Origin of the sequence: Methanobrevibacter sp. (assembly GCF_017447225.1) — an archaeon.
In the GTDB taxonomy this organism is placed as follows: domain Archaea; phylum Methanobacteriota; class Methanobacteria; order Methanobacteriales; family Methanobacteriaceae; genus Methanocatella.
The window spans coordinates 1-25,676 of sequence record NZ_JAFSNZ010000079.1 but is presented as its reverse complement, the minus strand read 5'-3'; the positions used below and the strand labels follow the sequence as shown (position 1 = coordinate 25,676).

Below are 25,676 nucleotides of genomic sequence, written 5' to 3'. Positions count from 1 at the left end.
GGTACAGCTAAAGTAGCAGTTAAAGGTGATGAGGTAACAATTACTGGTATTAATAAGGAACATGTTGGTCAAACTATGGCTAACTTAGAACAAGCAACTAAAATTAAAGGAAGAGATCCTAGAGTATTCCAAGACGGAATATACTTAACTAGCAAAGAATAATTGGTGATTATAATGGCTAATAAAAGATTTAAAAGACAAGAATATGCTCGTTATAAAAAACTTGGAATAAAATGGAGACGCCCTAGAGGTAAAACTAGTAAAATGAGAAGATATGAAGCAGGAAAACCAGATATGCCTGCTATTGGTTACAGAACCCCTAGAGCTATTAGGAATTTACATCCTTCTGGTTATAATGATGTTCTTGTTCACAATATGAAAGAATTAGAAGCTTTAAACCCAGAAACTGATGCTGCAAGAATCAGTGCTTCTATTGGTAAAAGGAAAAAACTCTTGATGTTAGATAAAGCATCTGAGTTAGGAATTAAAGTTTTAAATAAAAATATTTAAAATTATGAATTATATTTATAGGTTATGTCAATTCAGGGGCTTTTATAGAATTGGTTTAACTATTAAAAATAAAAATTAAGGGAGTTTAGATAATTTATCTAAATTTATCAGCTATGCTGAATATGGAGGATTATATATATGAATCTTACAACTCAAAAAAGATTAGCTGCAAGCATCCTTAAAGTAGGGCTTAATCGTGTATGGATTGATCCGGAAAGAATCGAAGAAGTATCCATGGCGATTACTAGAGAAGGAGTAAAACAGTTAATCAACGATGGAGCTATTAAAGCAAAACCTCAAAAAGGTATTAGTAGCTACAGATCTAAAAAAATCGCGGAACAAAAAGCAAAAGGAAAAAGAAAAGGTGCAGGTAGTAGAAAAGGTGCTAAAAAAGCTCGTACTCCTAAGAAAAAACAATGGATGACTACAATCAGAGCTTTAAGAAAAGACCTTAAAGAAATGCGTGAAGAAGAAATCATCGATGCTACCACTTACCGTAAATTATACAAAATGGCAAAAGGTGGAGCTTTCAGAAGTAAATCTTACATGAGAAACTACGCACGTGACCATGACTTAATTAAAGGAGATGAGTAAACATGGCACAAGGATCAAATTATAAAGTAGCATTTAGAAGAAGAAGAGAAGGAAAAACCGATTACGGTGCAAGAATTAAGTTAATCGATTACGAAAAATCTCGTTTAGTTGTTAGAGTATCTAACAATCAAGCTACTGTTCAAGTTATTGATTACTCTCCTGAAGGAGATATCACAAGAGCATCCGCTGTTGGTAAACAATTAGCTAACTACGGATACTTAGGTAATACTGGTAATATCACTGGTGTTTATTTAACCGGTTACCTTTGTGCTAAAAGAGCTTTAGCTGAAGGTATTGAATATGCAATTTTAGACATCGGTTTAAGATCTCCTATTAAAGGTTCTAAAATATTTGCAGCTCTCAAAGGTGCTGTTGATGCAGGTTTAGAAGTTCCTCACGGTGATTTTATCTTCCCTGAAGATGAACGTATTAGAGGAGAACATGTTGCAAATTATGCTGAATCTTTAGATGACGAAGAAAAAGCTAAAAAATTCTCAAAGTATTTAGAAAGAGGTCTCGAACCTGCAGATTTACCTGAAAACTTTGATGAAGTTATTAAAAATATTGATGAGGCTGAGGTATAACTATGAGTTTTAATATTGATGAATGGGAACCTAAAACTAAAATGGGTCAATTAGTTAAAGATGGAACCATTACTGATATCGATGAAATCTTTGAAAAAGGTCTTCCAATTATGGAATTAGAAATAGTTGATGCCTTAATTCCAGATTTAGAAGAAGAAGTAATGGATGTTAACTTAGTTCAAAGGATGCATAAATCTGGTAGAAAAGTTAATTTCAGAGTAATTGTTGCTGTAGGTAACAAAGATGGTTATGTTGGATTAGGTCAAGGTAAAGCTAAAGAGGTTGGACCTGCAATCAGAAAAGCTGTAGATAATGCTAAATATAACATTATTAAAGTAAGAAGAGGCTGTGGTGATTGGGGTTGTGTTTGTGGAAGAGAACACACCGTACCTTTCAAAGTACAAGGTAAAACCAGTAGTGTCAGCGTAAACTTAATGCCTGCACCTGCAGGAGTAGGTTTAGTAATCGGTGATGTAGGTAAAACTATTTTAAAACTTGCTGGTATTCACGATGTATGGTCTCAATCTTTCGGTCAAACCCAAACTACTGTTAACTTTGCTAATGCAGTATTTGATGCTTTAAAAACTTTAAGTGAAGTTAAAGCAAGTAAAGAAGACCTCAAGAAAATGGGAGTTAACTATTAATTGGTGATGATTATGTTTTTAGTTATTAGAGTTAGAGGAACTACTGGTGTCATTCAAAAAGTTGCTGACACTTTACACATGTTAAGACTTAACAGAATCAACCACGCAGTATTAGTTGAAGAAAATCCTAGTTTTGAAGGTATGCTTCAAAAGTCTAAGGATTACATTACCTGGGGTGAAATCGACGCTGAACTTTTAGCTGACATCATTGCTAAAAGAGGTAGAATCGAAGGTAATAACAAAGTTACTGATGAATTTGTAGCTGAAAATTCTGATTACAATAATATCGCAGAATTAGCTGAAGCTTTAATCAATTCTGAAGTTAAATTAGCTGATGTGGGAATTAAACCTGTATTCCGTTTACACCCTCCTAGAAAAGGATACGAAGATATCCGTTTATCCATTAACGAAGGTGGATCTTTAGGTTACAGGGGCGAAGAAATTAAAGATCTTGCAAAAAGAATGCTTTAAATAAGGTGTTTATTATGATTAGAACAAAACGTAAAATTAACAAACTTAGAGGTTCTAGATCCAACGGAGGAGGCTGTACTAAAAAACGTAGAGGTGCAGGTAACAAAGGTGGAAAAGGTAAAGCTGGAGCTGGAAAACAACATTGGACATGGACCGTAATTCACGATCCTGATCATTTCGGTAAACACGGTTTCAAAAGACCTCAAAAAATGATTAAAAAAGTTAATTCTGTTAACTTAAGTTACTTAGAAGAAAAAGCAGATGATTTAATTGCTAGCGGTAAAGCATCCAAAGATGGTGACGCTATTGTAATTGATGTAACTGAATTAGGTTATGATAAAGTTTTAGCTAAAGGTAAAATCACTAAAGCTTTCAAAATTTCAGCACCTAAATTCTCAGCATCTGCTATTGAAAAAATTGAAGAAGTTGGAGGAGAAGCTATAGAATTATAGTCTTTCTCTCTTTTATTTATTATTAGAGGAATAAAATGTCATCACTCGAAATTTTAGAGCCATTGTTTAAGTTTTTACCTGAAGTAAAATCTCCTGTTCACAATGAAGATTTTAATGAAAAACTTAAATGGACTGCTCTTATTTTGGTATTATATTATTTCTTAACTGAAATACCCCTTTATGGATTAAGTGCTGGAGCTGTAGATAGTTTTGCAGCTTTAAGAGCAGTTATGGCTGGAAGTTTTGGTTCAATTCTTACTTTAGGAATTGGTCCTATTGTTACTGCGTCTATTGTATTGCAACTGTTAGTTGGTTCCAATCTTTTGGATTTGGATCTTTCTTCACATAAGGATAAATCACACTTTCAGGCGACTCAAAAGCTTTTATCTATTGTCTTTACAATATTTGAAGCCGGTGTTTTAGTATTAACTGGAAATTTAGTACCTATTGATAATTCTTATCTCGGTGTGTTATTCCTTCAGCTTGTAATTGGTGCAGTTTTAGTAATTTACTTGGATGAAGTTGTTTCAAAATGGGGATTCGGATCAGGTATTGGTCTTTTTATTGCTGCTGGTGTATGTCAGGCAATTATTGTAGGAACATTTAATTTCTTGCCAACCTCAGAAGGTTTATTACCAGGAGCTATTCCAGGATTTATCCAATCCATTGCAATGGGCGCTGCTGATTTCTCATTATTAATTCCGTTAATTGCAACAATTTGTGTATTCCTGGTTGTTGTATATGGTGAATCTATTCGTGTTGAGATTCCAATTTCACACGGTTCAGTCAGAGGTCACGGAAGAATCAGAGGTTCGGTTGGTAAATATCCTTTAAAATTCGTTTATGCAAGTAACATGCCGGTTATTTTGACCAGTGCACTTCTTGTTAACGTTTCACTTATAGCGAATGTTTTCCAAAAAATAGGTTTCCCTATTCTTGGTGAAATTCAAAACGGTAAAGCTGTAAGCGGTATTGCATGGCTGTTATCAACTCCAAATAATATTGGAATGTTTGTAACAGAACCGATTCACATTATTGTATATGCAATATTCTTCTTGGCATGTTGTGTATTGTTCTCATACCTGTGGGTTGAAATCAGTGGATTAAATGCTAAGAAAATCTCAGAACAACTTTATAACTCCGGTATTCAAATACCTGGTTTCAGAAGTAGTAAACGTCAATTATATAAGATTTTAAGGAAATATATTCCTGCACTTACCATTTTAAGTGGTTTGTATGTAGGTTTAATTGCATTCTTTGCAGATTTAACTGGTGCTTTAGGTGGAGGTACCGGTGTATTGCTTACTGTAGGTATTATACATAAGCTTTACGAAGAAATGGCTGAAGAACAGTTAATGTCTTCAAATCCACTACTCAGAAAATTCTTAGGAGGAGATTAATCTTCTCCAAACATTTTTAAAAATGAGGGGTTAAATTGAAATTAGTTGTATTAACAGGAATTCCAGGTTCAGGAAGTACCACTCTTCTTAACAAAGCTCTTGAAGAAGTTGACTATGTGCATTTAAATTATGGGGACATAATGACTGAACTTGCAATTGAAGAAAAACTTGTTGAAGATAGGGATGCTTTAAGAAAATTACCTGCTGAAACTCAAAAAGATATCCAAGCTAAAGCAGCTAAAAGAATCCATGAAAAATCTGCTGAAGCTAATGTTATCGTGGATACTCACTGTACTATCAGTACTCCTTCCGGATTTTTACCGGGACTTCCAATTTGGGTTTTAGAACAATTACAGCCTGATTTATTTGTCATGGTTGAAGCAAATCCTGACGAAATTATATATAGAAGAATGAATGACGATACCCGTTCCAGGGATGTTGAAAAAGCTAGTGAAATTCAGCTACATCAAGAAATGAACAGAGCTGCTTCTATGGCATATGCAACATTAACTGGTGCTACAGTTAAAATTATTGCAAATCATGATAATCATTTAGAAAAAACTGTATCAAAATTAGTTGATGTTTTAAAATAGGTGAGTATAATGGCTGATATTTTTAGTATGATTAGTGATTCTGTCCTTAATGCTTTAAATACTATATTCAATCCGATTTTAGCATTGGATCCAAATCCACATAATCCTGCTTTAACTGTATTGATAATTGCTTTTATTGTTTCATTGATTACAACTATTGCTAACAAGTATTTGGTTGATCAGGATAAACTTAATGAGAGACAACAAAAGTCAAAAGAGTTCCAGAAAAAGTTCAGGGAAGCTCAACAAAGAGGGGATGGAAAAGAACTTGCTAAGCTTCAGGCTGAGCAAACTGAAATGTTAAAAGACCAAAATGAAATGATGATGGATTCATTCAAACCGATGTTCGTTACTTTTGTTCCAATTATTTTAATATTCTTTTGGATGAGAACTTCTGCTATTCATGATTTGGTTTTAATATTACCTGCTCCTGCCTATTGGCTTACTTTAACTCCATTTTGGCATTTCATTGGTCAATTTTTATATGGAGGAAAAGCTACAATTCCATATGGAATTGGTTGGTTATTATGGTATATGATTTGTACTTTTGGTATGAGCCAAATATTAAGAAAATTCTTAGGATTTAAACAAGGGTTCTAATTTAACCCTTAAATCTTATATATTTATTAATGATGAAATAGATATATTATAGTATTCTATTTTGAATACGCTATTACACAATTATTAAATTTTTATTTAAATTAATCAAGGTGATTAAATGCCTGCAAATAGGTTTAGATCAAGATCATATAAAAGAATGAGAAAAAACACTCCTGGCGGAGAAAATGTTTTAAGATACAAAAAGAAAAAACCATCTAAGCACGTTTGTGCTGAATGTGGTGCAGTATTACATGGAGTTCCTCGTGGACGTCCATACGAAATCGGTAAACTTTCAAAAACTAGCAAAAGACCTAGCCGTCCATACGGTGGGTACTTATGTACTAAATGTATGCGTAAACATTTCAAACAAGAGGCTAGACAATAATGATAATTACTCTCGGCGGATTAGCTGGAACCGGAACAACAACTACTGCGGAACTGCTTAGTGAAAAACTAGATATTCCTTACATTTCTGCAGGATATGTTTTCAGACAAATGGCTTCTGAAAGAGGCATGTCTGTTTTGGAGTTTAGTGAATTTGCTGAAGGTAATGATGATATCGATAAAGAGATTGATAAACGACAAGCTGAACTAGCTAAATCTGCGGATAATTTAATAGTTGAAGGCAGGTTATCTGCTTATTTTGTTGAAGCTGATTTAAAACTTTGGTTAGTAACTCCTTTCGATGTTCGTTCTCAAAGAATTGCTGAAAGGGAATCAAAATCCATAGATTTGGCTCGTCAAGAGATAATTACTCGTGAAGATAGTGAAGCTTTAAGATATATGGATATCCATAATATTGACATTAAAAATATGGATATTTATGATTTGATTATTAACACTGGTACATTCGATCCCGAAAAAGTATCAGAAATCATTTTAACAACATTAAAGGTGATATAATGGCATCAATTGAAGTAGGAAGAGTATGTGTTAAGACTGCTGGAAGAGAAGCTGGACAAAAATGTGCAATCGTTGAAATCATCGACGAAAACTTCGTAGAAGTTATCGGAGAAGCTGTTAAAAACAGAAGATGTAACATTGCTCACTTAGAACCAACCGAAGAAACTATCGATGTTTCCGGTGACGCTGACTCTATCAAAGCAGCTTTAGCTGATTTATAAGATGAATAATTATTTTATTCATTATTTTTACTATTTTTTTATACTATTTTTTTAAGGTTTAATTCATGAAAACTAATTTAATTACAAAATCCAAAGCATTTACAAACCCTGAATATGGTTGTAAACCTGAAGAAAGACCTATTGAAGAATACATTTCAAAAGGTGTAATTAATTTAGATAAACCATCAGGACCGACATCTCATGAAGTAGATTCCTGGGTGAAACGTATTTTAAAGCTGGATAAGACTGGTCATGGTGGAACTCTTGATCCTAAAGTAACTGGAGTATTGCCTGTCGGTTTGGCTGATGCAACACGTGCAATACAATTGTTATTGACTGCTCCAAAGGAATATGTCTGTCTGCTGACATTCCATGCTGATGTTCCTGAAAGTGAAATCCGTCGTGTATTTGAGGAGTTCACGGGCAAAATTTTTCAATTGCCTCCAGTTAAATCTGCAGTAAAGCGTGAATTGAGAACCCGTAATATTTATTATTCAACCATTTATGAAATCAAAGGCCGTGATGTTTTATTCAGAATAGGCTGTGAAGCTGGAACCTATGTCAGAACATACTGTCACAATATAGGTGAGGCTTTAGGCGTAGGAGCCCATATGGCAGAGCTCAGAAGAACACAGGTCGGTTCATTTCGTGAACGTGACAATATTGTAACATTGCAGGATGTTACTGATGCGTATCATTTCTGGATAGAAGACGGGGATGAGTCATATTTGCGTGAAGCTATAATGCCGATGGAGAGAGCGGCTGATTATCTGCCGAAAGTTGTGATAAAAGACTCTGCAGTTGACGCAATTTGCCATGGTGCTGATTTGGCAAGCGGTGGAGTAGCTTACCTGTCCGATGATATTAAAAAAGGAGATATTGTAGCTATCGAAACTCTTAAAGGTGAATTGGTAGGTGCAGGTAATTCACTGTTTTTTGCTGATGAGATATTGGAAGCTGAAGGTGGATTTGTAGTCAATACATCAAAAGTCTTAATGAAACCAGATATCTATCCAAGACTTTGGAAATAGCTTTTTTTATAATTATTTTTGTTTTTTGATTAAAAAAATTAATATGTGGTGTTTATGTGGGAAGCTAGAAAGCTCCTCCACCTCCACCGCCGGATCCTCCTCCGACGCCACCAAATCCGCCACCATCTGATGAAGGATTTGCTGCGGATACTCCATCGTTGAATGCGCTGTGAAGCATTGACAATCCTGCATATGAATGGAATGTATACAAATCACTGCCATAATAATAGTCATCATCATGCACTCTAGGTTCATGGAGTTTCATGGATTCGTAAACCTTGTCAGCTACTCCAAGAGCGGTTCCATAAACAAGGTACTTGTTCCATATAACTATTGATTCCGGAGGGTGTTCTTTAATTAAACTGTTGTCTGATAAAAACTTCTTGAAGTTTCTCCATTTGAGATAGTAGAGACGACCCTTAGGAGTCCATTGTCCAAAAATATCTTCCGGAAGGAATATCATTGCAAATGAAATCACACCTAAAATTACTGATGCAATCATTGCAATCGTTGATGCAGGATGATTTGAAAATAGACTAATTAAAAATATGAATACTGCAATAATTATGCCGCATGCTGTCAATAGTTGAGACATGATAGTTCCTTTATTATTAAAGTATTCTTTAAGTCTGTCATCACCAATATGTGTATCATATACAGTGTTTTTCCACTCATCAAGCTTTTCAACGAAAAGTTTTCCGTTTGTTTCATTGTTTAGCTTTGAGGATAATCTGGACACATTCAACAGGTCTCCATCTCCAAATGTCTTCAACAGACCATAAGCCTTTTTCTCATCAGGTGACAATCCATCATATTTTGAATCATCAAACTCCAGGATTAGGTCTTGTGTGTGTTCGGATTCTTCAACATGTATTTTGAATACTTTTCTGTCAATCAAATCCATTATTGTCGCTTCAAATCCTTTCATATCCGGTTTTCCGATATTGTCTCTGTTTGCAATCATAGCATTGACAACAGCCGGAGGGTCATCTGTCGGAAGTTCCCTCTCATATATTCCATCATAATTGAGTTTAGGCTCCCTTCCGTATTTGATGTAAATGTAAACTAAAGATAATGGAGGAATAAAACAGAGTGCTGATAAAGCGCTAAATACATTACTCCAGAAACTCACTCCACCTTTATATTCGGCCTGTTTCTGCATAATCTGTTCCTTGCCGTCAACGTCCACATGTTTTGCATAAGTCGCATTTGAAAAGTCATCCAACGGCATCAGTACCTGCAGTTCATAGAATTCTCCTGAAGGAATCTTTTTTGTTTCCACATGTATCGTATCACCATTCATCGAATCGCTTAAATTATAGTATTCTGGGTTCAGGTAGTATTGATTGGAGTTATCTCCAGGCAGATTGATGTTTGAAGTCAGTTTCAATACTTCGCATTCCCAGTTTTCACCCCATAATTTGTATTGAAGAGATCCGATGTCATTATACAGTGTCACAACATTTTTCATGTCATATGAATAGCCGACGGTCACATCCTGGTCATGAATCTTTTTGGTGTGTGCCTCATCGGCCCATAGATAGACTTTGAGTCTTGTTTCGCCATTTTTTTCTATAACTTCATAAGTGCCGTAGGCTCCGTCAATATAAACTTCAAGATTTTTAATGCTCTCCCCATCTTTTAAGGGAATGTCCCTGTAGACTCCATTGAATGTGCCGTCAAAAGAATAGGTATAGCTTTCATCCACATGCAGCAATCCATTTTCATTAATGGTAAGGTTAACTATTGCATCGATGATGTTATACTCCCTGTCATCATCAGCGTAAATTGCATTAACTGTGGATAGTAAAACTAGGGACAATACTATCAGCACAGCTATTTTTTTAAAGTTCATGGGTTTTCACCATTTAAAATTCTACTTTAGGAACTTCACGTGATTCTTCACCTGCTTCAAAGAAGTCTTCTTCTTTAAAACCGAATAGTTTGGCAAGCATGCTTGATGGGAACTGCTGACATTTGTTGTTATACATCAGTACAGTGTCGTTGTAGAATTGTCTTGCATATGAGATTTTATTTTCAGTGTCGCTCAATTCGGATTGCAGCTGCTGGAAGTTGCTGTTCGCTTTCAGGTCAGGATAGTTTTCAGCCACTGCAAACAATGATTTTAAAGCGCCAGTCAATTGATTGTCTGCCTGGCTTGTTTCTTTAACGCCGCTTGCATTGATTACATTTCCACGGGCTTTTGTAACTTCTTCAAGGACACCTTTTTCATGGCCGGCATATCCTTTCACGGTTTCCACAAGATTAGGTATCAGGTCATTTCTTCTTTTAAGCTGAACGTCTATTTGTGCAAAGCTGTTTTTCACGCGATTGCGTAAATTTACTAATTGATTATACATATGTACTATTGTTACTACTAAAAAGATAATAACTAAAATTACTACTATGAGTAAAATCCAACTCATTTTATCACCTAATTATATTTATATAGTATATGTTAGTAAAATATTTTTATATGGATTGTAGGTTTATTTTTTTCAAATATTCTGGTTTTTCCTTTAAAATTCTAATTTAAACAATACCTTTATATACTTTGATTATAATATATTATTATATCATATTACTGTGTAATATGTGTGCAAGTATTTTTTTATAGCTAGTTGTGCCGAGATAGTCTAGCCTGGTAAGGCGCGAGACTGGAAATCTCGTGGGCGTTTTGCCCTCCTGGGTTCAAATCCCAGTCTCGGCGCTTATTAGTTTTTAACACTATTTTTTTATTAAATTAAAGATATTGTTAAACTGATATTTTTTTGCACTCTTAGTTTTTTAACTAAGTTTATATTGTTGAAAGAACTGTGTTTTGAGAAATTCAAAACATTCGAATCTATTATTTTACGTCTCGTAGGTTCGCTCTATAAATGGAGGTTATTTAATGGAAGACGATTTTAAGCACTTAGTGCGTATTTCTAGAAAGGATGTAGATGGTAACAAAACCATCGAGCACGCTTTAACTGATATTAAAGGTGTAGGCTTATCTTTATCTAAAACTATATGCCGTGTATTGGATTTAGATTTAAACTCTAAAATCGGTTATATTGCTGATGAAGATGTCGCAAAAATTGAAAGCATTATAGAAGACCCTAAATCATTTGATATTCCAACTTGGATGTTAAATCGTAGGGAAGATTATGAAACTGGTGAAGACATTCACTTAATTGAATCAGATCTTGACATGACTTTAAGAGATGATTTGAACAGAATGAAAAAGACCAGAAGTTACAAAGGTAGAAGACACGAAGTTGGTTTACCTGTCAGAGGTCAAAGAACCAAATCTACTTTCAGAAAAAGTGCTTCAGTTGGTGTAAGACGTTCATAAGCATAAACGCTATTTTTAATATAATTATTATTTAGATAAGGAGATGTTTTAATGGGTCAACCAAGAAAATCAAGGAAAAAGTATAATACACCACCACATCCTTGGAACGCAGAAAGAATTAAAGATGAAAACAAATTAATGACTAAATACGGCTTAAAAAACAAAAAAGAAATTTGGAAAGCCGACACATTAGTTAGAAGATATCGTAGGGAAGCAAGATACTTACTCGGTTTCTCAACTGATCAAATGCAAGAAGAAAAATTAGAATTATTAGGACACTTAGCTAGAACCGGTGTTTTGCCTGAAAACGCTGCTATTGAAGATATCTTAGGTTTAACTGTTGAAGATATCTTAAGAAGAAGATTACAAACTATTGTATACAGAAAAGGTTTAGCTCGTACTCCTAAAGAAGCAAGAATGTTTGTTGTACACGGACACATAGCTTTAGGCGGTAAAAAAATCAACTCACCAAGTTATGTGGTATTAAAAGGTCAAGAAGATGAAATTGGATTCTATCGTTCTTCACCTGTAGCAAAACAAATTGAAGAGTACAACAATAATAAGGATAATAAAGCTAATACAGAAGAATAAAGGGTGTAATTATGGCAAAAGATGAAAAATGGGGTATAGCTAATATTTACTCATCATTCAACAACACTATTATTACTGTAACAGATATTACTGGTGCTGAAACTATTTCTCAATGGTCTGGTGGAAAAGTTGTTCGTGCAGACAGACAACAGGCTTCACCTTTCGCAGCTATGGCTGCAGCAACCAGAATAGCTGATGATGCTAAAGAAAAAGGATTTGTAGGATTACATATTAAAGTAAGAGCTCCTGGTGGAAATGGACCTAGAAGTCCTGGACCTGGTGCACAAGCTACTATCCGTGCTTTAGCAAGAGCTGGAATTAAAATAGGTAAAATAGAAGATATCACTCCTATTCCTCACGATGGTACTGGAAGACCTGGTGGTAAAAGAGGAAGAAGAGTATAAGTGGAAGGGTTTAATATGGAGATAGAATTAAAAAGTCAAAGCGATGATGAAATTGTTTTCATTGTTCGTGATGCAGAAGTACCTTTTGTGAATGCTATTAGAAGAGCAGCTATGGTCAATGTTCCTAAAATAGCTATTGAAGATGTTAATATTATCAGAAATGATTCTGCAATGTTTAATGAGGTACTTGCTCATAGGCTTGGTTTAACTCCTTTGGTTTCTGATTTGGATGCTATCGAAGGATTATTATTACCTGAAGATGATGGATGGTATGAACCTCAAGGTATTGCATTCAGTTTAAAAGAAGTTGGACCTAAGGTAGTTTATTCTAAGGATTTAATATCTTCAGACTCAAAAATTAAACCAGTATACGATACAATTCCTATTGTTAAGCTTAAAGAAGATGAAGAACTTATTGTGGAAGCTTACGCTAAAGCAGGCTACGGTAAAAACCATGTGAAATGGATGCCAACAACTGTCTGTGCTTATAAACAATATCCGGATATCACTTTTAATGATGATGTCGACATCGATTATGACTGTGCTGACGCATGTCCTAGAGGTGTCCTGAAATCAGATAAAAGATCCAAAAAGATTAAAATTTTGGATATTGAAAATTGTTCTATGTGTAAAAGTTGTGAAAGAGCTTCTATCAACAGGGCAGCTGCAAACGGTGCACCTGACAAAAGTTATATTAACGTAGGATATCGTGAAAATGATTTCATATTTAGAATTGAAACTGATGGATCAATGCCTCCTAAAGAAGTATTATTAACGGCTTGTGATAAATTAGGTGAAAAAGCAGATAAATTTATCAGTTTTAGTGAGAAGGAGGAGTAAATAATGGTTAAGAAAATTATCAAAACTAATCCTAACCTTATTGAACTTATTAATAAACTTAATAAACAATCAAAAAGTGAAGATGCAGCTATTTGGAAAGATGTTGCTAGTAGACTTAGTAGGTCAAATAGAAGAACTGCAGAAGTAAACTTATCTGATATTAATAGGCATGCTGTTGCAGATGAAACTATTTTAGTACCTGGTAAAGTTTTATCTAATGGTGAATTAGACAAAAAAGTAAATGTTGTAGCATTAAAATTCTCAGCTAAGGCACAGGAAAAAATCGAAAGTGCTGGTGGAGAATGCATCTCAATTGATGAGATAATCGAAACAAATCCTAAAGGATCAAACATTAGGATCATTGAATAAATAGGGTGTAAACATGATGATTATTGACGGAGAAGGATGCGTTTTAGGAAGATTAGCTAGTATTACTAGTAAAAATCTTTTAGAAGGCGAAGAAGTAGTAATTCTTAATGCTGAAAAAATTATGTTAACTGGAAACAGGGATTGGGCTTATGCTAAATATAAACAAAGAGTTGACAGAGCAAGTATATCTAACCCTCGTGATTTAGGTCCTAAATATCCTAGAAGACCAGATGATATATTTAGAAGAACTGTAAGAGGAATGTTACCTTTCAAAAAATCAAAAGGTAAAGTTGCATACAAAGGTTTAAAAGCATTTGTAGGTGTACCTGCCGAATATGCTGATGCAGAACTCCAAGCAGTTCCTGAAGCAGAATACAAAGATCTCAAAAAAGGTATCGAATTAGGAGAAATCTCCAAACTTTTAGGAGCTACCTTTTAGATAAATGGATGTGTGATTATGGTTAAAGTTATTCATACAAGTGGAAAACGTAAAACAGCTATTGCTCGTGGTACCGTTAAACAAGGAACCGGTAAAATCAGAATTAACAGAGTACCTTTAGAACTTTACTCTCCAGAGCTTGCTAATTTAAAATTACAAGAACCATTAAAATTAGCTGGAGAATTAGCTAATGAAGTGGACATCAACATTCACGTTGTTGGTGGAGGAGTAATGGGCCAAGCAGAAGCTGCACGTATGGTTATTGCTAAAGGACTTGTACAATGGTCACAAGATATGGATTTAAAAGAAAAATTCACTCATTACGACAGAACTATGTTAGTAGGTGACCCAAGACGTTCAGAACCTAAAAAATATGGTGGTCCTGGAGCAAGAGCACGTAAACAAAAAAGTTACAGATAATTTCATTCTGTACTTTTATATTTTATTAAAATTTATAAAAGATGATTTAAATGATTCCTATAAGATGTTTAAGTTGTGGAAAACCTGTTTCAGCTTACTTTGATCAGTATCAAATTAGAAAAATTGGTGGTAAACAGTTATTTGAAGAGTTAGAAGACCGTGATTTAACTCATAAGTTTATTGACCAAGTAACTATTAATCATGAAGATGCTAACAAAGTTCTTTCTGATTTAGGATTACGCGGTAATTATTCTAAAGAAGATTCAAAAGATATTTTAGATGATTTAGGTTTAACTAGATACTGCTGTAGAAGAATGTTAATTTCACATGTTGAAACATGGGAATAAATTTACAGGTTGTAGGGATAGTTTTAGTATAAATAAATCTAGGTAAAATAAAGCTTTAAATGGAAGTAATATTCATGAAAATGGAAGAATTAACAAGGTTTGAAAAAGCTAGACTTTTAGGTGCTAGGGCAATTCAAATTTCTATGGGTGCAAAACCTAAAGTGGAACTTGGTGACTCCTTAGATCCTATTGACATTGCTTATAAAGAACTTGAAGAAGGAGTTTTACCATTAGATGTTATAAAAAATGAAGATTTGAATAAATAGTTTAATTCCTATTTATTCTAATTATATTTATTTAAAAAAATAAAAAATACCATAATAACTCTATAAAGAAACTTACTGCTTTTTAAGGATTATAGGTTATGTGGTAACAAATCAACTGACACTGAGGTGTTTTTTTTGGATAGTGTAATAGAAAATGTCCAAGTTCGTAAAATTCTGGACAGCAGAGGTAACCCGACCGTAGAGGTGGATGTGACTACCTGGAACGGTTTCGGTAGGGCTGCTGCACCTAGCGGAGCGAGTACCGGTTCAAGAGAAGTGGTCTCATTTCCGGAAGGTGGTGTGGATGTTATCGTAAGTGAAGTGGAGGATGTTCTTGCTTCCGAACTTATCGGTATGGATGCGAATGACATTACTACTATCGATGAAGTATTGAAAGAAGTGGACGGAACTGAAAATTTATCAGCTATGGGCGGTAATACTACTGTGGCTGTTTCAATGGCTGTCGTTAAGGCTGCTGCAGCATCATCCAACATGTCATTATACAAATATCTTGGAGGAAACTGGGTTAATGAATTGCCTTACCCTCTTGGAAACATGATGAATGGCGGAGCCCATGCAGGCATTAATGCGCCGGACATTCAGGAATTTTTAGTTGTTCCAACTGGAGCTGAAAATATTGTTGAGGCAATTTTCGCTAACGCTTCAGTCCACAAAAAATTGAAAGGACTAATCCAATCCAAAGACTCCAATTTCACTGGTGGAAAAGGGGATGAAGGCGGATGGGTACCTAATATTTCCAATGACACTGCATTAGAAATCCAAGCTAGGGCATGTGAAGAGGTTGGTGATGAGTTAGGTATTGAGATTAGGCCTTCCTTAGACATGGCTGCTTCTGAATTATGGGATTCAGAAAAGCAGAAATATGTTTATGCTCAGGATGGTATCGAAAGAGATACTGGAGAGCAAATCGAGTTTGTAAAAGACATTATTGAAACTTACAATATGTTTTATGTAGAAGATCCGTTCGACGAATCTGATTTCGGGGGATTTGCTCAGTTAACTTCCAAAGTCGGAGATAAATGTCTCATTTGCGGTGATGATTTATTTGTAACAAATAAGGAATTGCTGCTTAAAGGTATTGAAATGAATGCGGCAAACGCAATCATCATTAAGCCTAATCAGATAGGCTCATTATCAGAGACTTATGCGACCGTTAAGTTAGCTAAAGAAAATAATGTTGTTCCTGTAGTATCTCACAGGTCCGGCGAAACCACTGATGAGACTATTGCTCATCTTGCTGTTGGTTTTGCAGCTCCTTTGATTAAGACAGGTGCTATAGGAGGAGAAAGAATAGCTAAATTAAATGAGCTAATCCGCATTGAAGAGGAACTCACAAATCCTAGGATGGGTCACTTTTAATAATAGGGAGAGTTATAAATGTCAAAAATAACTTTAGATTATTCAAAATGTAGAGGAGATGACTGCGCCGAATGTGCTGATGTTTGTCCTATGGAAGTTTTAGTTCTCGAAGGTGACAAAATCGTTATTGTTGACCCTGATGAGTGCAGTTATTGTGAAGTATGTATGGACGTATGTCCTGAAGAATGTATAAAAATTGAAGATGACTTTTAAATATTAAAAAAGGAGAATTTATTATGACAAATGAATTATTAATTGAATTAGACAGTTATTTAGCAGCTGGTTTACACATTGGAACCCAACAAAAAACAAGTGATATGGAAAAATACATATTCAGAGTAAGATCTGACGGTTTATACGTATTAGATATCCAAAAAACTGATGAAAGAATCAGACAAATCGCAAAATTATTAGCAAAATATGACCCTGATGACATTTTAGTAGTAGCAACCAGACAATACGGTCAAGCTCCTGTTAAAAAATTCGGTGAAATCACTGGTGCAAAAACCATTCCTGGCAGATTCATTCCTGGAACCTTAACCAACCCGAATTACGCTAAATTCATCGAACCAAAAATCATTGTCGTAACTGACCCAAGATCAGATGCACAAGCAGTTCTCGAATCAAAACAAAACGGTATTCCAGTAATTGCTTTATGTGATACTGAAAACTTACTCAGTTTCGTTGATATTGCAGTACCTGTAAACAACAAAGGTAGAAAAGCTATCGCTTTAGTCTACTGGTTACTTGCAAGACAAATCTTAAGAGAAAGAGGAGACATTCCAGAAGATGGAGACTTAGATATCGAAGCAACTGATTTCGAACTTAAATTTTAAGTGAATTAAATGATTAGAAAACCTGCTGTAGCCGGATCATTTTATCCGGATAATCCCCAGATATTAGCTAAAACAATTGAAGATTGTTTTTTAGGCGATTTTGGAGTTGGTCATATTCCAAAATTAAATAAATTTGATGGTGATGATTATCCTATTAATGTAATGGTTCCTCATGCAGGTTTCCAATATTCTGGTCCAATAGCTTCTCACAGCTATTGCCAGATAGTTCAAAACGGTTTTCCTGAAGTTTTTATAATTCTAAGTCCTAACCATACAGGTTATGGCAGTGAAGTTTCTGTTTATAATGAAGGTGAATGGATAACCCCATTAGGAAATGTTAAAATCGATGATGATTTCGCAAATGCTATCATTTCATGTTCTGATGTGGCTTCAGCCGATTTTGATGCCCATCTTTTTGAACATAGTATTGAAGTACAACTACCTTTTCTACAATATTTTTCCAACGATTTCAGCATAGTTCCTATTGTCATGGGCTCCCAGTCTTTTTCAGCATCAACTGATCTTGCAAAAGCAATTTTTGATGCTGCAGAAAAGCTGGGTAAATCATATTGCGTTATAGCAAGCACGGATTTGTCTCATTTCAATAATCAGGAAAAAGCAAACACTGTTGACGGATTTGTTTTAGAAGATATCAGATATATGAATGAATTCAAGCTTTATGAGGAAGTCATTCAGTATAATATAACCATGTGTGGTTACGGTCCGGTCATGACCGCTATTGCACTATCTAAAATGTGCGGCAAACACAACTGTGAAATTTTGGAATATAAAACAAGCGGTGATGTAACTGGAGATTTAAGCTCTGTTGTAGGTTATGCTTCAGGTATTTTTAAATAGGTGTTGATGATGAAGGCTATGGCTTCTGCTCCGGCAAAAATGATTTTATTTGGGGAACATTCTGTTGTTTATGGTGAACCCGCTATTGCAGGTGCAGTCAATAAAAGAGCATATGTTGAGATTAAACCATCTTACAATGATAAGTCAATTTTGAAGTCTTATGATTTAAATTTTGAAGTTGAGCTGAACACCAGAAAAAAATCTTATAAATTAAAAAAAGGAAAACCCGGTATTATTAGATATATTTTAGAAGCTTTTCATAGAGTTCATGATCATTCTCCAATAGTAATGACTTTATCTTCTGAAATACCAATCGGTTCAGGATTAGGCTCTTCAGCGGCAGTTACTGTTGCTACGCTTGCTGCATTGTACAGATATCATAATATTCGTTTTGACAAAAAATCCCTTTCCCATGATGCCCATATGGTTGAACAGGCAGTTCAGGGAGTTGCATCTCCGCTTGACACTTTGGTTTCAACTTATGGTGGACTTGTTTATTTATCCCGAAACAAGACTTTCGAACCATTTAAGGTTAATTTGAATGTTCCTTTTGTTGTTGGTTATACAAATAAACATGGTAATACAGGTAAGATGGTTAAGGATGTAAAATCTCTCAAGAGTAGAAATCCGAAAATCATCAATCCTGTCATTACATCAATGGGTAACCTAACCAATTATGGTAAACAGGCTATTTTAAAAAGGGATTATGCAAAAATCGGTGAATTGATGAATATTAATCATGGATTTTTAGATGTTTTGGGTGTAAACACTCCAGAATTATCCCGTATGGTATACACTGCTCGTGAATGCGGAGCAATCGGTTCTAAAATCACTGGTGCCGGTGGCGGAGGAAGTATTATTGCACTTTGCCCAGGAAAATCAAAAGAAGTTGCTGAAGGTATTTCAAAGCAAGATAATATTTTAAAGGTTAATTTTACCAAACGTGGAGTTTCTTCCAGAGTACGTATGTGATTTTCATGATTATTTTAAAAATTGGCGGCAGTATCTTAACGAATAAGGATGCACCGGAAAGTGAAGTTGATTCTCAAAGCTTAAAAAGAATTGCCCGTGAAATTAAAAATTCACTTGACAATTCCTCTAAAGAGTTAATCATAGTTCACGGTGCAGGTTCTTTCGGCCACCCTCCTGCTAAAAAATATAAGATAGGTCAAAGCTTTGATAAAAGTGAATATCCACAAAAAAGAATTGGCTTTTGCGAAATTCAAAATGCAGTAAAAAAATTAAACATGCTGATTTGTGAAGAGTTCATTAGTCAAGGATTGCCTGTTATTGCAATTCCCGCCTCTTCATTCATTAAAGCCACTTCCAAAAGAATCACTGAAGGAAATCTTGACATGTTCAGGAATTATTTATCAAAAGGATTCATACCTGTTATTTATGGGGATGTTGTCCTTGATAGTGATTTGGAGTTCTGCGTTATTTCAGGCGACCAGATTATCCAGTATTTGGCAGGCAATCTGAATCCGCAGATGGTTGTTTTAGGCACTGATGTGGACGGAGTTTATAATAAAAATCCTAAAACCCATGATGATGCAGTATTTTATGAGAAATTCACGTCAATGGAAGATTTGGATACATTGGAAGGAACAACAAATGTCGATGTTACCGGAGGAATGGTTGGAAAAATTAAAGAGCTCTTATATTTAGCTGATTTAGGGATTGAATCTAAAATAATAAATGCTGAAATTGAAGATAACATTTATAAAGTTTTAGAAAATGAATATGTTAAAGGAACTGTTATTTCAAGGAGTTAAACATGATTTCAGATAGAAAATTAGAGCATTTATTAATTTGTAAAAATTATGATGTTGAATTTAAGAATAAAACTACAGGTTTTGAAGATATAGAATTAATTCATAATGCACTTCCTGAAGTTGATAAAAATGAAATTGATTTATCCACATCTGTTTTTGGTAAAAAATTAGATTCTCCTTTGTTCATAACAGCAATCACAGGAGGCCATCCTGCCGCAAAAGACATCAATAGGCAATTAGCTATTGCTGCCGAGGATAATAACATTGCGTTAGGTGTGGGCTCTCAAAGGGCAGCTTGTGAACATCCTGAACTGGCAGACACATATTCTGTCGTTCGTGAAAATGCTCCCGACTGTTTATTAATTGGAAATATCGGAGCTCCTCAATTGAATTTGGCAAATAAAGCAGTTGAAATTCTGGATGCAGATATCCTGGCTATTCATCTCAATCCTCTTCAGGAATCTATTCAGCCGGAAGGCGATTTGGATGCGAGAGGATATCTTGACTTAATTTCAAAAATCACAGATATGGTTGATATTCCGGTAATGGCAAAGGAAACCGGTTGCGGCATATCTGCAGAAACCGCTAAACAGTTAGTTGATGCCGGAGTAAGCTTTATTGATATTGAGGGTGCTGGCGGAACCAGTTGGGCCGCTGTTGAAACATACAGATCTGAAGATAAATATTATGGTGAACTCTTCTGGGACTGGGGAATTCCTACAGCAATCTCCACTGCAGAAGTGGTAAATGCTGTTGACGTTCCGGTCATTTCATCAGGAGGAATACGTTCAGGTCTTGAAGCTGCTAAAGCTATTGCTCTTGGAGCGGATAGTGTTGGTATGGCATTGCCATTTTTAAAAAAATCAATTTCACAAGAAGAATTAAATCAGTTCATTAATAGATTCAATGATTCATTAAGAATAGCCATGTTTTTAGTTGGAGCAAACAATATTGAGGAATTAAAACATTCAAAATTAGTTATAAGTGGAAAAACAAGACAATGGCTTAATGAAAGAGGAATCAACACAGAGAATTATTCAAGGAGATAGAAACAAATGAGCGTTGAAGTAATCGCAATAGGAGGATATCAGGAAGTCGGTAAAAACATGACTGCTGTCAAGATCGGCGAAGATGTTGTTATTTTTGATATGGGTATTCATCTTGACAGAATCAGTATGCATGAAGATACGGATATCGACAGAATGCATAGTCTTGACTTAATTGAAAGGGGAGTTATTCCTGATGATACTCTGATGAAAGATGTCGACGGTAAAGTAAAGGGAATTGTTTTTTCTCACGGTCACTTGGACCATATTGGAGCTGTAGCTAAATTAGCACACAGATATGATGCTCCATTAATCGGAACACCTTATACTGCGGCATTAATAGAAAAACAAATTAAAGGCGAACGTAAGTTTAAAGTTAAAAATCCTATTAAAGTTTTAAATCCAGGAGGAAAGATTAAGCTTTCCAAGGATATCACTTTGGAATTCGTTCAATCAACTCACAGTATACCTCAAGCAGTATTTCCGGTATTGCATACTCCTGAAGGTATTATTGTTTATGCATTAGATTTTAAATTTGATAATCACCAGAAAGTTTCTCCGCCGCCTGATTACAGGAGATTGAAAGAATTGGGCAGGAAAGGAGTACTTGTACTTATTGTAGAAACTACAAATGCCAAAAATTATGGTGAGGTAAAAACGCATTCCGAGCGTATTGCACGCAATATCCTGGAAGACGTTATGAGGGGGCCTCTCCATGAAAAGACTGGTATGATAGTTACTACATTTTCATCACATGTTGAAAGAGTTCAGGCAATTGCAGATATTGCCAAAAAATCCCACAGGGAAATATTCTTCCTCGGAAGATCAATGGAACGTTTCTGTGGAATCGCTCAAAAACATGGTATTTTAAAATTACCGAAAAATGCCAGTATTTATGGAAGTCCTAAAGCAGTGAACAGGGCTTTGATGGAAGCTGATGAAGCTCGTGACAAATATTTGCTTGTAACCACAGGCCACCAGGGTGAACCTGATGCATTACTGCCAAGAATAGCCAGTGGAAGAACCCCATTCAATATTAAACCTGGGGATAATGTTATTATTTCCGCACCTATTATTCCTAATCCTACCAATGCCGCAAACAGGCATATTATGGAAAGGAGACTGCAGTCAAAAGGTGCAAGGATTTATCCTAATGCTCACGTTTCAGGGCATGCCGGAAGGGAAGACCACAGGGAATTCCTGCGCATGTTAAAACCGCAGCATATCATTCCTGCTCACGGAGACTTATCAATGCTTTCTGCATATGGTGAGCTTGCTGAAGAGGAAGGTTACAGAATAGGTTATGATGTTCATATTTTAAGAAATTCACAAGCACAAGTTTTTAGAAGTTAGAGGATAGGTATTATGAGTGACGTAAAAGAGGTATTGGGTAGTTATTCACCTGATATCATTAAAACAATTGAAGAGGAATTAGGAGTTATCACTCCGGATAATCTTCAAGAAGCTTCAATTTATTTAACTAAAGCTGGTGGAAAAATGCTTAGACCGGCTTTAAGTTTAATAACTGCTGAAGCTGTAGGAGGTCAAAAAGAAAATGCACTTAAAGCAGGTTCTGCTATTGAACTCATCCATACATTTTCTTTAATTCATGATGATATCATGGACCAGGACGATATGAGAAGAGGAATGCCTTCTGTTCATAAAGTTTGGGGCGATGATGTAGCTATTTTGGCAGGAGACACATTATTCTCAAAAGCATTTGAAATAATCATCAATTCAAATCAGGAATTGACATCTCCGGCTCAAATCAACATGGCTTTGGCTACCGTTGCAGATGCATGTGTAAAGATATGTGAAGGTCAGGCTTTGGATATGGGCTTTGAAGACCGCTTTGATGTGACTGAAGATGAATATATGGAAATGATTTTCAAGAAAACCGGTGCATTAATTGCCGCAGCCACTAAAGTCGGAGCAATCATGGGCGGTGCATCTGATGAAGTGATTGATGCAATGTATGAGTACGGCAGACTCATAGGTCTTGCTTTCCAGATTCAGGATGACTATCTTGACATTGCAAGTGATGAGGAAACACTAGGTAAACCTATCGGTTCCGACATCGGAAAAGGAAAGATGACTATTATTGCAATCAACGGTCTTTCATCCGCAGGTGAAGATACTGAAAAATTATTGGAAATATTAAAAGATGACAATAATTCACAAGATGATATAGATTTAGCTATTGAAATTTTAACAAAATGTGGTGCAATTGAATATGCTAGAAATCTTGCACTAGATTCTGTTGAGAAAGCTAAACAAGTACTTGAAATATTGCCTGACTCTTCAAGTAAACAGGTACTTGCTGACATCGCTGATTTTGTATTAGAAAGACAATCATAATCTTTCTATTTTTTTCTATTTTTGTGTTATAGACAATTATTTTTGATTTGTCAATAATTCTATTTTTTAGGGGATTATTTTTATTCATTTTTAAATTAAATTAAATTATTGAATAAATAATAATAAATCGGATATATAGTTCTTTATATGGGGATGGGAGATTTATTAATCAAATTTTTATAAATTAGAAAAATGGTTGATAAAACATATAATAACTGTATTAACTGCGTGGTAACTGGGGAAAATATGAGAAAAATAACATGTTTTCTCTTCTCATATAATTCGGAAGAACATTTTACGGCAATATATAAAGGAATGATTATAGGACATTTACAAAACTTTCTTGGACATGTTAAAATAGATACAACCATGCACTATGCAATGGTAAACCCGAACAATGTAAAAATAGCACACTGAAAATACCCGGGATAGTAATATGTGGGGTTTTCCTGTGAATGAGTTAATATTTAAAGAATTGTGGCTGCCAATATAATTGACAGACGCTCAAAACAGGAATTGGTTTTAAAGGATAATATTGAAATTCATGGCTTTCAACATTGAATCATTAATAATGCCTTTTTTCTTCAATTCCATTAAAACTTTTTTATATTCGCTCATGTTCTTTAATTCATCGTCTTTTTTGTTTAATTCTTTTTTAAATTCATCGTCTTTTTTATTTAGTTCTTTTTTAAATTCATTGTCTTTATTTTTTAATTCATTGTCTTTTTTGTTTAATTCTTTTTGGAATTCTTTTTCTTGTTGTTTGAGTTTCGCGTTTAAGTCTTCGTTTAGTGCTACGCTTAATAATACTTTGTCTACTGCTTCATCCAATATAATCAGCTCCTTTAAGTCTTTTCTTTTGTTTTCATCGTCTATGTGCTTTGATATCATGATGTCCAGTACAAATACCAGTTCTATTTTAAAGTGATAATGAATTTTTGCTTGGGAAAACATGTGGCATAATTTTTCTACTAGGGATTTTACATGGTTTTTTGGTGCAAAAAGAATAAATTAAAAATAGTGTCTGCCAGTATAATTGACAGACACATAAAACAGGTGTTGATTTTAAAGGATTATATTGAAATTCATGGCTTTCAACATTGAATCATTAATAATGCCTTTTTTCTTCAATTCCATTAAAACTTTTTTATATTCGCCCATATTCTTTAATTCATCGTCTTTTTTGTTTAATTCTTTTTTAAATTCATTGTCTTTATTTTTTAATTCATTGTCTTTATTTTTTAATTCATTGTCTTTTTTGTTTAGTTCTGTTTGGAATTCTTTTTCTTGTTGTTTGAGTTTCGCGTTTAGGTCTTCGTTTAGTGCTACGCTTAATAGTACTTTGTCTACTGCTTCATCCACTTTAATCAGCTCCTTTAAGTCTTTTCTTTTGTTTTCATCGTCTATGTGCTTTGATATCATTATGTCTAGTACAAATACCAGTTCTATTTTAAAGTGATAATGAATTTTTGCTTGGGAAAACATGTGGCATAATTTTTCTACTAAGGATTTTACATGGTTTTTTGGTGCGAAAATCGGAAGATATGCCAGATATAAAGCATCATTGTAGCCCAATTCTTCGTTGTTATTAATTATGTTTTCAATCTTATTTAATATTTCGATTGTCTCATCCCAGCCAATATAATAATAGTCCGGAACAATAATGTCGCTTTTAGTCAGTTCAAAACGATCAATAGACCTTTTGGGATCAACTGAAGATACGACCACACTTAAAACAGGAATGCCGTAATTGGTCTTGGAATAATCCCTATACTCACACAAAGTAATGATTTTTTCATCCCTAACTGGAGTGGTCTGCTGCTCCAGATTAATCAGCAAGTCCCTGTCGGTAAAAACATGATATAATATATCCATGTCCAAATCCCTTTTGTCTGCAGTTATGAGATGTGTGGGACATGGCTTCACAAATTCACCCGGCAAATCCAGAAAATTATGCAGATGCTTGGGAAACATAATCTCACCATATTTCACCGAAATATCATTAGCTTTTAAATTTTTATTACTTGTTTCCATAATAAATCTAACCTCTTTAAAAGTAAATTAAATAATATTAAATAAATAATAATTGTTAAAACAAATATATAAATCTTTATATATGAATTCAGACAATATAACCTCTTTAAATCAAAATTGACATGAAATGAGAAAAATAATGATGTCTTGTAAAAATCACATGAGGTAAGAAAAAATAATCCTATCAAACAGATGGGGTATGAAAAATGTATTAAAAAAAGCATAGAAATTAGAGGATAAATAGGTATTAATCCATTCCATTTAAAACGGAAACAAAATATTCAAATTACACTAAAAAAAACGTATACGAAAAAAAAAATAAAATCTTTTTTAAAATGGAGGATTTTGATAAACAATGAAATCGAAAATAATT

General features: G+C 34.6%; 36 protein-coding genes, 1 tRNA gene and 1 pseudogene. 34 read left to right on the top strand and 4 right to left on the bottom strand.

Annotated features, from left to right (window positions below; genetic code table 11):
- From rplF to IJQ68_RS07635, 14 genes are all read left to right on the top strand, one after another.
- Positions 1 to 162: 50S ribosomal protein L6 (gene rplF / locus IJQ68_RS07700; protein ID WP_342765140.1), on the top strand; the 162-nt coding region annotated here is incomplete at its 5' end.
- Between the two features lie 12 nt (positions 163 to 174).
- Complete coding sequence (locus tag IJQ68_RS07695; RefSeq protein ID WP_292798887.1) at positions 175 to 510, top strand: 50S ribosomal protein L32e; 336 nt, start codon at positions 175 to 177, stop codon at positions 508 to 510.
- A 138-nt stretch (positions 511 to 648) separates the two neighbouring features.
- Complete coding sequence (locus IJQ68_RS07690) at positions 649 to 1,104, top strand: 50S ribosomal protein L19e (protein WP_292798885.1); 456 nt, start codon at positions 649 to 651, stop codon at positions 1,102 to 1,104.
- A gap of 2 nt (positions 1,105 to 1,106) precedes the next feature.
- Positions 1,107 to 1,688: a 50S ribosomal protein L18 gene (locus IJQ68_RS07685; RefSeq protein ID WP_292798882.1), complete on the top strand. Its 582-nt coding sequence runs from the start codon at positions 1,107 to 1,109 to the stop codon at positions 1,686 to 1,688.
- A 2-nt stretch (positions 1,689 to 1,690) separates the two neighbouring features.
- On the top strand, positions 1,691 to 2,332 hold the full coding sequence (rpsE, locus tag IJQ68_RS07680; protein WP_058739667.1) for a 30S ribosomal protein S5: 642 nt from the start codon (positions 1,691 to 1,693) through the stop codon (positions 2,330 to 2,332).
- A gap of 12 nt (positions 2,333 to 2,344) precedes the next feature.
- The gene (locus tag IJQ68_RS07675) at positions 2,345 to 2,803 is read left to right on the top strand and encodes a 50S ribosomal protein L30 (RefSeq protein ID WP_292798879.1); all 459 of its coding nucleotides are present in this window, start codon (positions 2,345 to 2,347) and stop codon (positions 2,801 to 2,803) included.
- A 14-nt stretch (positions 2,804 to 2,817) separates the two neighbouring features.
- On the top strand, positions 2,818 to 3,255 hold the full coding sequence (locus IJQ68_RS07670) for an uL15m family ribosomal protein (protein ID WP_292798877.1): 438 nt from the start codon (positions 2,818 to 2,820) through the stop codon (positions 3,253 to 3,255).
- A gap of 35 nt (positions 3,256 to 3,290) precedes the next feature.
- Entirely contained in the window at positions 3,291 to 4,655 is a 1,365-nt protein-coding gene (gene secY, locus IJQ68_RS07665) for a preprotein translocase subunit SecY (RefSeq protein ID WP_292798875.1), read from the top strand.
- A gap of 35 nt (positions 4,656 to 4,690) precedes the next feature.
- Entirely contained in the window at positions 4,691 to 5,248 is a 558-nt protein-coding gene (locus tag IJQ68_RS07660; protein ID WP_292798873.1) for an adenylate kinase, read from the top strand.
- A gap of 9 nt (positions 5,249 to 5,257) precedes the next feature.
- A complete protein-coding gene (locus IJQ68_RS07655; protein WP_292798871.1) occupies positions 5,258 to 5,848 on the top strand; it encodes a DUF106 domain-containing protein in 591 nt (196 codons plus the stop codon).
- A 118-nt stretch (positions 5,849 to 5,966) separates the two neighbouring features.
- Complete coding sequence (locus tag IJQ68_RS07650) at positions 5,967 to 6,233, top strand: 50S ribosomal protein L34e (RefSeq protein ID WP_292798868.1); 267 nt, start codon at positions 5,967 to 5,969, stop codon at positions 6,231 to 6,233.
- On the top strand, positions 6,233 to 6,751 hold the full coding sequence (cmk, locus tag IJQ68_RS07645; RefSeq protein WP_292798866.1) for a (d)CMP kinase: 519 nt from the start codon (positions 6,233 to 6,235) through the stop codon (positions 6,749 to 6,751). The genes IJQ68_RS07650 and cmk overlap by 1 nt, the downstream gene beginning before the upstream one ends.
- Positions 6,751 to 6,972, top strand: coding sequence for a 50S ribosomal protein L14e (locus tag IJQ68_RS07640; protein WP_292798864.1), 222 nt, complete (start codon positions 6,751 to 6,753; stop codon positions 6,970 to 6,972). Before cmk ends, IJQ68_RS07640 begins: the two co-directional genes overlap by 1 nt.
- Before the next feature lie 65 nt (positions 6,973 to 7,037).
- Positions 7,038 to 8,003 (top strand): RNA-guided pseudouridylation complex pseudouridine synthase subunit Cbf5, encoded by a 966-nt coding sequence (locus tag IJQ68_RS07635; protein WP_292798862.1) that lies wholly within the window; start codon positions 7,038 to 7,040, stop codon positions 8,001 to 8,003.
- Positions 8,004 to 8,067: 64 nt separating this feature from the next.
- On the opposite strand, the gene IJQ68_RS07630 is transcribed toward IJQ68_RS07635, so the two are convergent.
- Both IJQ68_RS07630 and IJQ68_RS07625 read right to left on the bottom strand, forming a co-directional pair.
- Positions 8,068 to 9,858 (bottom strand): DUF2207 domain-containing protein, encoded by a 1,791-nt coding sequence (locus IJQ68_RS07630; protein WP_292798849.1) that lies wholly within the window; start codon positions 9,856 to 9,858, stop codon positions 8,068 to 8,070.
- Between the two features lie 13 nt (positions 9,859 to 9,871).
- A complete protein-coding gene (locus tag IJQ68_RS07625) occupies positions 9,872 to 10,429 on the bottom strand; it encodes a LemA family protein (protein WP_292798847.1) in 558 nt (185 codons plus the stop codon).
- 199 nt (positions 10,430 to 10,628) lie between these two features.
- Between IJQ68_RS07625 and IJQ68_RS07620 the strand changes: the two genes are divergently transcribed.
- The 20 genes and pseudogenes from IJQ68_RS07620 to IJQ68_RS10890 all read left to right on the top strand — a co-directional run.
- Positions 10,629 to 10,713, top strand: a tRNA-Ser gene (locus IJQ68_RS07620).
- 183 nt (positions 10,714 to 10,896) lie between these two features.
- The gene (locus IJQ68_RS07615) at positions 10,897 to 11,340 is read left to right on the top strand and encodes a 30S ribosomal protein S13 (RefSeq protein WP_292798845.1); all 444 of its coding nucleotides are present in this window, start codon (positions 10,897 to 10,899) and stop codon (positions 11,338 to 11,340) included.
- Between the two features lie 51 nt (positions 11,341 to 11,391).
- Positions 11,392 to 11,931, top strand: coding sequence for a 30S ribosomal protein S4 (locus IJQ68_RS07610; RefSeq protein ID WP_292798843.1), 540 nt, complete (start codon positions 11,392 to 11,394; stop codon positions 11,929 to 11,931).
- 11 nt (positions 11,932 to 11,942) lie between these two features.
- Positions 11,943 to 12,335: a 30S ribosomal protein S11 gene (locus tag IJQ68_RS07605; protein ID WP_069574667.1), complete on the top strand. Its 393-nt coding sequence runs from the start codon at positions 11,943 to 11,945 to the stop codon at positions 12,333 to 12,335.
- Positions 12,336 to 12,350: 15 nt separating this feature from the next.
- Positions 12,351 to 13,175 (top strand): DNA-directed RNA polymerase subunit D, encoded by an 825-nt coding sequence (locus IJQ68_RS07600; RefSeq protein ID WP_292798841.1) that lies wholly within the window; start codon positions 12,351 to 12,353, stop codon positions 13,173 to 13,175.
- A 3-nt stretch (positions 13,176 to 13,178) separates the two neighbouring features.
- Positions 13,179 to 13,544, top strand: a complete 366-nt coding sequence (locus IJQ68_RS07595; protein ID WP_292798839.1) for a 50S ribosomal protein L18e — start codon at positions 13,179 to 13,181, stop codon at positions 13,542 to 13,544.
- A gap of 16 nt (positions 13,545 to 13,560) precedes the next feature.
- Positions 13,561 to 13,983, top strand: coding sequence for a 50S ribosomal protein L13 (locus tag IJQ68_RS07590; RefSeq protein ID WP_292798889.1), 423 nt, complete (start codon positions 13,561 to 13,563; stop codon positions 13,981 to 13,983).
- An 18-nt stretch (positions 13,984 to 14,001) separates the two neighbouring features.
- Positions 14,002 to 14,403: a 30S ribosomal protein S9 gene (locus IJQ68_RS07585; protein ID WP_292798837.1), complete on the top strand. Its 402-nt coding sequence runs from the start codon at positions 14,002 to 14,004 to the stop codon at positions 14,401 to 14,403.
- 50 nt (positions 14,404 to 14,453) lie between these two features.
- The gene (locus IJQ68_RS07580; protein WP_292798835.1) at positions 14,454 to 14,750 is read left to right on the top strand and encodes a hypothetical protein; all 297 of its coding nucleotides are present in this window, start codon (positions 14,454 to 14,456) and stop codon (positions 14,748 to 14,750) included.
- Between the two features lie 59 nt (positions 14,751 to 14,809).
- Positions 14,810 to 15,016, top strand: a complete 207-nt coding sequence (locus tag IJQ68_RS07575) for a DNA-directed RNA polymerase subunit K (protein WP_292798833.1) — start codon at positions 14,810 to 14,812, stop codon at positions 15,014 to 15,016.
- Between the two features lie 135 nt (positions 15,017 to 15,151).
- On the top strand, positions 15,152 to 16,396 hold the full coding sequence (eno, locus tag IJQ68_RS07570) for a phosphopyruvate hydratase (protein ID WP_292798831.1): 1,245 nt from the start codon (positions 15,152 to 15,154) through the stop codon (positions 16,394 to 16,396).
- Positions 16,397 to 16,414: 18 nt separating this feature from the next.
- The gene (locus IJQ68_RS07565; RefSeq protein ID WP_292798829.1) at positions 16,415 to 16,609 is read left to right on the top strand and encodes a 4Fe-4S binding protein; all 195 of its coding nucleotides are present in this window, start codon (positions 16,415 to 16,417) and stop codon (positions 16,607 to 16,609) included.
- Between the two features lie 23 nt (positions 16,610 to 16,632).
- A complete protein-coding gene (gene rpsB / locus IJQ68_RS07560) occupies positions 16,633 to 17,232 on the top strand; it encodes a 30S ribosomal protein S2 (RefSeq protein WP_292798827.1) in 600 nt (199 codons plus the stop codon).
- A gap of 9 nt (positions 17,233 to 17,241) precedes the next feature.
- Positions 17,242 to 18,090: an AmmeMemoRadiSam system protein B gene (gene amrB, locus IJQ68_RS07555; protein ID WP_292798825.1), complete on the top strand. Its 849-nt coding sequence runs from the start codon at positions 17,242 to 17,244 to the stop codon at positions 18,088 to 18,090.
- A gap of 9 nt (positions 18,091 to 18,099) precedes the next feature.
- A complete protein-coding gene (gene mvk, locus IJQ68_RS07550) occupies positions 18,100 to 19,062 on the top strand; it encodes a mevalonate kinase (RefSeq protein ID WP_292798823.1) in 963 nt (320 codons plus the stop codon).
- A 5-nt stretch (positions 19,063 to 19,067) separates the two neighbouring features.
- Positions 19,068 to 19,865 (top strand): isopentenyl phosphate kinase, encoded by a 798-nt coding sequence (locus tag IJQ68_RS07545; protein ID WP_292798821.1) that lies wholly within the window; start codon positions 19,068 to 19,070, stop codon positions 19,863 to 19,865.
- Between the two features lie 2 nt (positions 19,866 to 19,867).
- Complete coding sequence (gene fni / locus IJQ68_RS07540) at positions 19,868 to 20,914, top strand: type 2 isopentenyl-diphosphate Delta-isomerase (protein ID WP_292798819.1); 1,047 nt, start codon at positions 19,868 to 19,870, stop codon at positions 20,912 to 20,914.
- Positions 20,915 to 20,920: 6 nt separating this feature from the next.
- The gene (locus tag IJQ68_RS07535; RefSeq protein ID WP_292798817.1) at positions 20,921 to 22,264 is read left to right on the top strand and encodes an RNase J family beta-CASP ribonuclease; all 1,344 of its coding nucleotides are present in this window, start codon (positions 20,921 to 20,923) and stop codon (positions 22,262 to 22,264) included.
- A 12-nt stretch (positions 22,265 to 22,276) separates the two neighbouring features.
- Positions 22,277 to 23,269 (top strand): short chain isoprenyl diphosphate synthase IdsA, encoded by a 993-nt coding sequence (gene idsA, locus IJQ68_RS07530; protein WP_292798815.1) that lies wholly within the window; start codon positions 22,277 to 22,279, stop codon positions 23,267 to 23,269.
- A 300-nt stretch (positions 23,270 to 23,569) separates the two neighbouring features.
- A pseudogene (locus tag IJQ68_RS10890) lies at positions 23,570 to 23,686 on the top strand (integrase); the annotation flags it as partial.
- Positions 23,687 to 23,791: 105 nt separating this feature from the next.
- Here IJQ68_RS10890 and IJQ68_RS07520 read toward each other — a convergent pair.
- Together IJQ68_RS07520 and IJQ68_RS07515 are read right to left on the bottom strand one after the other, a co-directional pair.
- Positions 23,792 to 24,223 (bottom strand): hypothetical protein, encoded by a 432-nt coding sequence (locus IJQ68_RS07520; RefSeq protein ID WP_292798811.1) that lies wholly within the window; start codon positions 24,221 to 24,223, stop codon positions 23,792 to 23,794.
- A 111-nt stretch (positions 24,224 to 24,334) separates the two neighbouring features.
- The gene (locus IJQ68_RS07515; protein ID WP_292798809.1) at positions 24,335 to 25,243 is read right to left on the bottom strand and encodes a hypothetical protein; all 909 of its coding nucleotides are present in this window, start codon (positions 25,241 to 25,243) and stop codon (positions 24,335 to 24,337) included.
- Positions 25,244 to 25,676: the final 433 nt, after the last annotated feature.

Excerpts from the sequence above, each read along its gene's own strand:
- IJQ68_RS07695 (WP_292798887.1), top strand. The coding sequence starts at position 175 with ATGGCTAATAAAAGATTTAAAAGACAAGAATATGCTCGTTATAAAAAA.
- IJQ68_RS07690 (WP_292798885.1), top strand. The coding sequence starts at position 649 with ATGAATCTTACAACTCAAAAAAGATTAGCTGCAAGCATCCTTAAAGTA.
- IJQ68_RS07685 (WP_292798882.1), top strand. The coding sequence starts at position 1,107 with ATGGCACAAGGATCAAATTATAAAGTAGCATTTAGAAGAAGAAGAGAA.
- rpsE (WP_058739667.1), top strand. The coding sequence starts at position 1,691 with ATGAGTTTTAATATTGATGAATGGGAACCTAAAACTAAAATGGGTCAA.
- IJQ68_RS07675 (WP_292798879.1), top strand. The coding sequence starts at position 2,345 with ATGTTTTTAGTTATTAGAGTTAGAGGAACTACTGGTGTCATTCAAAAA.
- IJQ68_RS07670 (WP_292798877.1), top strand. The coding sequence starts at position 2,818 with ATGATTAGAACAAAACGTAAAATTAACAAACTTAGAGGTTCTAGATCC.
- secY (WP_292798875.1), top strand. The coding sequence starts at position 3,291 with ATGTCATCACTCGAAATTTTAGAGCCATTGTTTAAGTTTTTACCTGAA.
- IJQ68_RS07655 (WP_292798871.1), top strand. The coding sequence starts at position 5,258 with ATGGCTGATATTTTTAGTATGATTAGTGATTCTGTCCTTAATGCTTTA.
- IJQ68_RS07650 (WP_292798868.1), top strand. The coding sequence starts at position 5,967 with ATGCCTGCAAATAGGTTTAGATCAAGATCATATAAAAGAATGAGAAAA.
- cmk (WP_292798866.1), top strand. The coding sequence starts at position 6,233 with ATGATAATTACTCTCGGCGGATTAGCTGGAACCGGAACAACAACTACT.
- IJQ68_RS07640 (WP_292798864.1), top strand. The coding sequence starts at position 6,751 with ATGGCATCAATTGAAGTAGGAAGAGTATGTGTTAAGACTGCTGGAAGA.
- IJQ68_RS07635 (WP_292798862.1), top strand. The coding sequence starts at position 7,038 with ATGAAAACTAATTTAATTACAAAATCCAAAGCATTTACAAACCCTGAA.
- IJQ68_RS07630 (WP_292798849.1), bottom strand. The coding sequence starts at position 9,858 with ATGAACTTTAAAAAAATAGCTGTGCTGATAGTATTGTCCCTAGTTTTA.
- IJQ68_RS07625 (WP_292798847.1), bottom strand. The coding sequence starts at position 10,429 with ATGAGTTGGATTTTACTCATAGTAGTAATTTTAGTTATTATCTTTTTA.
- IJQ68_RS07615 (WP_292798845.1), top strand. The coding sequence starts at position 10,897 with ATGGAAGACGATTTTAAGCACTTAGTGCGTATTTCTAGAAAGGATGTA.
- IJQ68_RS07610 (WP_292798843.1), top strand. The coding sequence starts at position 11,392 with ATGGGTCAACCAAGAAAATCAAGGAAAAAGTATAATACACCACCACAT.
- IJQ68_RS07605 (WP_069574667.1), top strand. The coding sequence starts at position 11,943 with ATGGCAAAAGATGAAAAATGGGGTATAGCTAATATTTACTCATCATTC.
- IJQ68_RS07600 (WP_292798841.1), top strand. The coding sequence starts at position 12,351 with ATGGAGATAGAATTAAAAAGTCAAAGCGATGATGAAATTGTTTTCATT.
- IJQ68_RS07595 (WP_292798839.1), top strand. The coding sequence starts at position 13,179 with ATGGTTAAGAAAATTATCAAAACTAATCCTAACCTTATTGAACTTATT.
- IJQ68_RS07590 (WP_292798889.1), top strand. The coding sequence starts at position 13,561 with ATGATTATTGACGGAGAAGGATGCGTTTTAGGAAGATTAGCTAGTATT.
- IJQ68_RS07585 (WP_292798837.1), top strand. The coding sequence starts at position 14,002 with ATGGTTAAAGTTATTCATACAAGTGGAAAACGTAAAACAGCTATTGCT.
- IJQ68_RS07580 (WP_292798835.1), top strand. The coding sequence starts at position 14,454 with ATGATTCCTATAAGATGTTTAAGTTGTGGAAAACCTGTTTCAGCTTAC.
- IJQ68_RS07575 (WP_292798833.1), top strand. The coding sequence starts at position 14,810 with ATGGAAGTAATATTCATGAAAATGGAAGAATTAACAAGGTTTGAAAAA.
- IJQ68_RS07565 (WP_292798829.1), top strand. The coding sequence starts at position 16,415 with ATGTCAAAAATAACTTTAGATTATTCAAAATGTAGAGGAGATGACTGC.
- rpsB (WP_292798827.1), top strand. The coding sequence starts at position 16,633 with ATGACAAATGAATTATTAATTGAATTAGACAGTTATTTAGCAGCTGGT.
- amrB (WP_292798825.1), top strand. The coding sequence starts at position 17,242 with ATGATTAGAAAACCTGCTGTAGCCGGATCATTTTATCCGGATAATCCC.
- mvk (WP_292798823.1), top strand. The coding sequence starts at position 18,100 with ATGAAGGCTATGGCTTCTGCTCCGGCAAAAATGATTTTATTTGGGGAA.
- IJQ68_RS07545 (WP_292798821.1), top strand. The coding sequence starts at position 19,068 with ATGATTATTTTAAAAATTGGCGGCAGTATCTTAACGAATAAGGATGCA.
- fni (WP_292798819.1), top strand. The coding sequence starts at position 19,868 with ATGATTTCAGATAGAAAATTAGAGCATTTATTAATTTGTAAAAATTAT.
- IJQ68_RS07535 (WP_292798817.1), top strand. The coding sequence starts at position 20,921 with ATGAGCGTTGAAGTAATCGCAATAGGAGGATATCAGGAAGTCGGTAAA.
- idsA (WP_292798815.1), top strand. The coding sequence starts at position 22,277 with ATGAGTGACGTAAAAGAGGTATTGGGTAGTTATTCACCTGATATCATT.
- IJQ68_RS07520 (WP_292798811.1), bottom strand. The coding sequence starts at position 24,223 with ATGTTTTCCCAAGCAAAAATTCATTATCACTTTAAAATAGAACTGGTA.
- IJQ68_RS07515 (WP_292798809.1), bottom strand. The coding sequence starts at position 25,243 with ATGTTTCCCAAGCATCTGCATAATTTTCTGGATTTGCCGGGTGAATTT.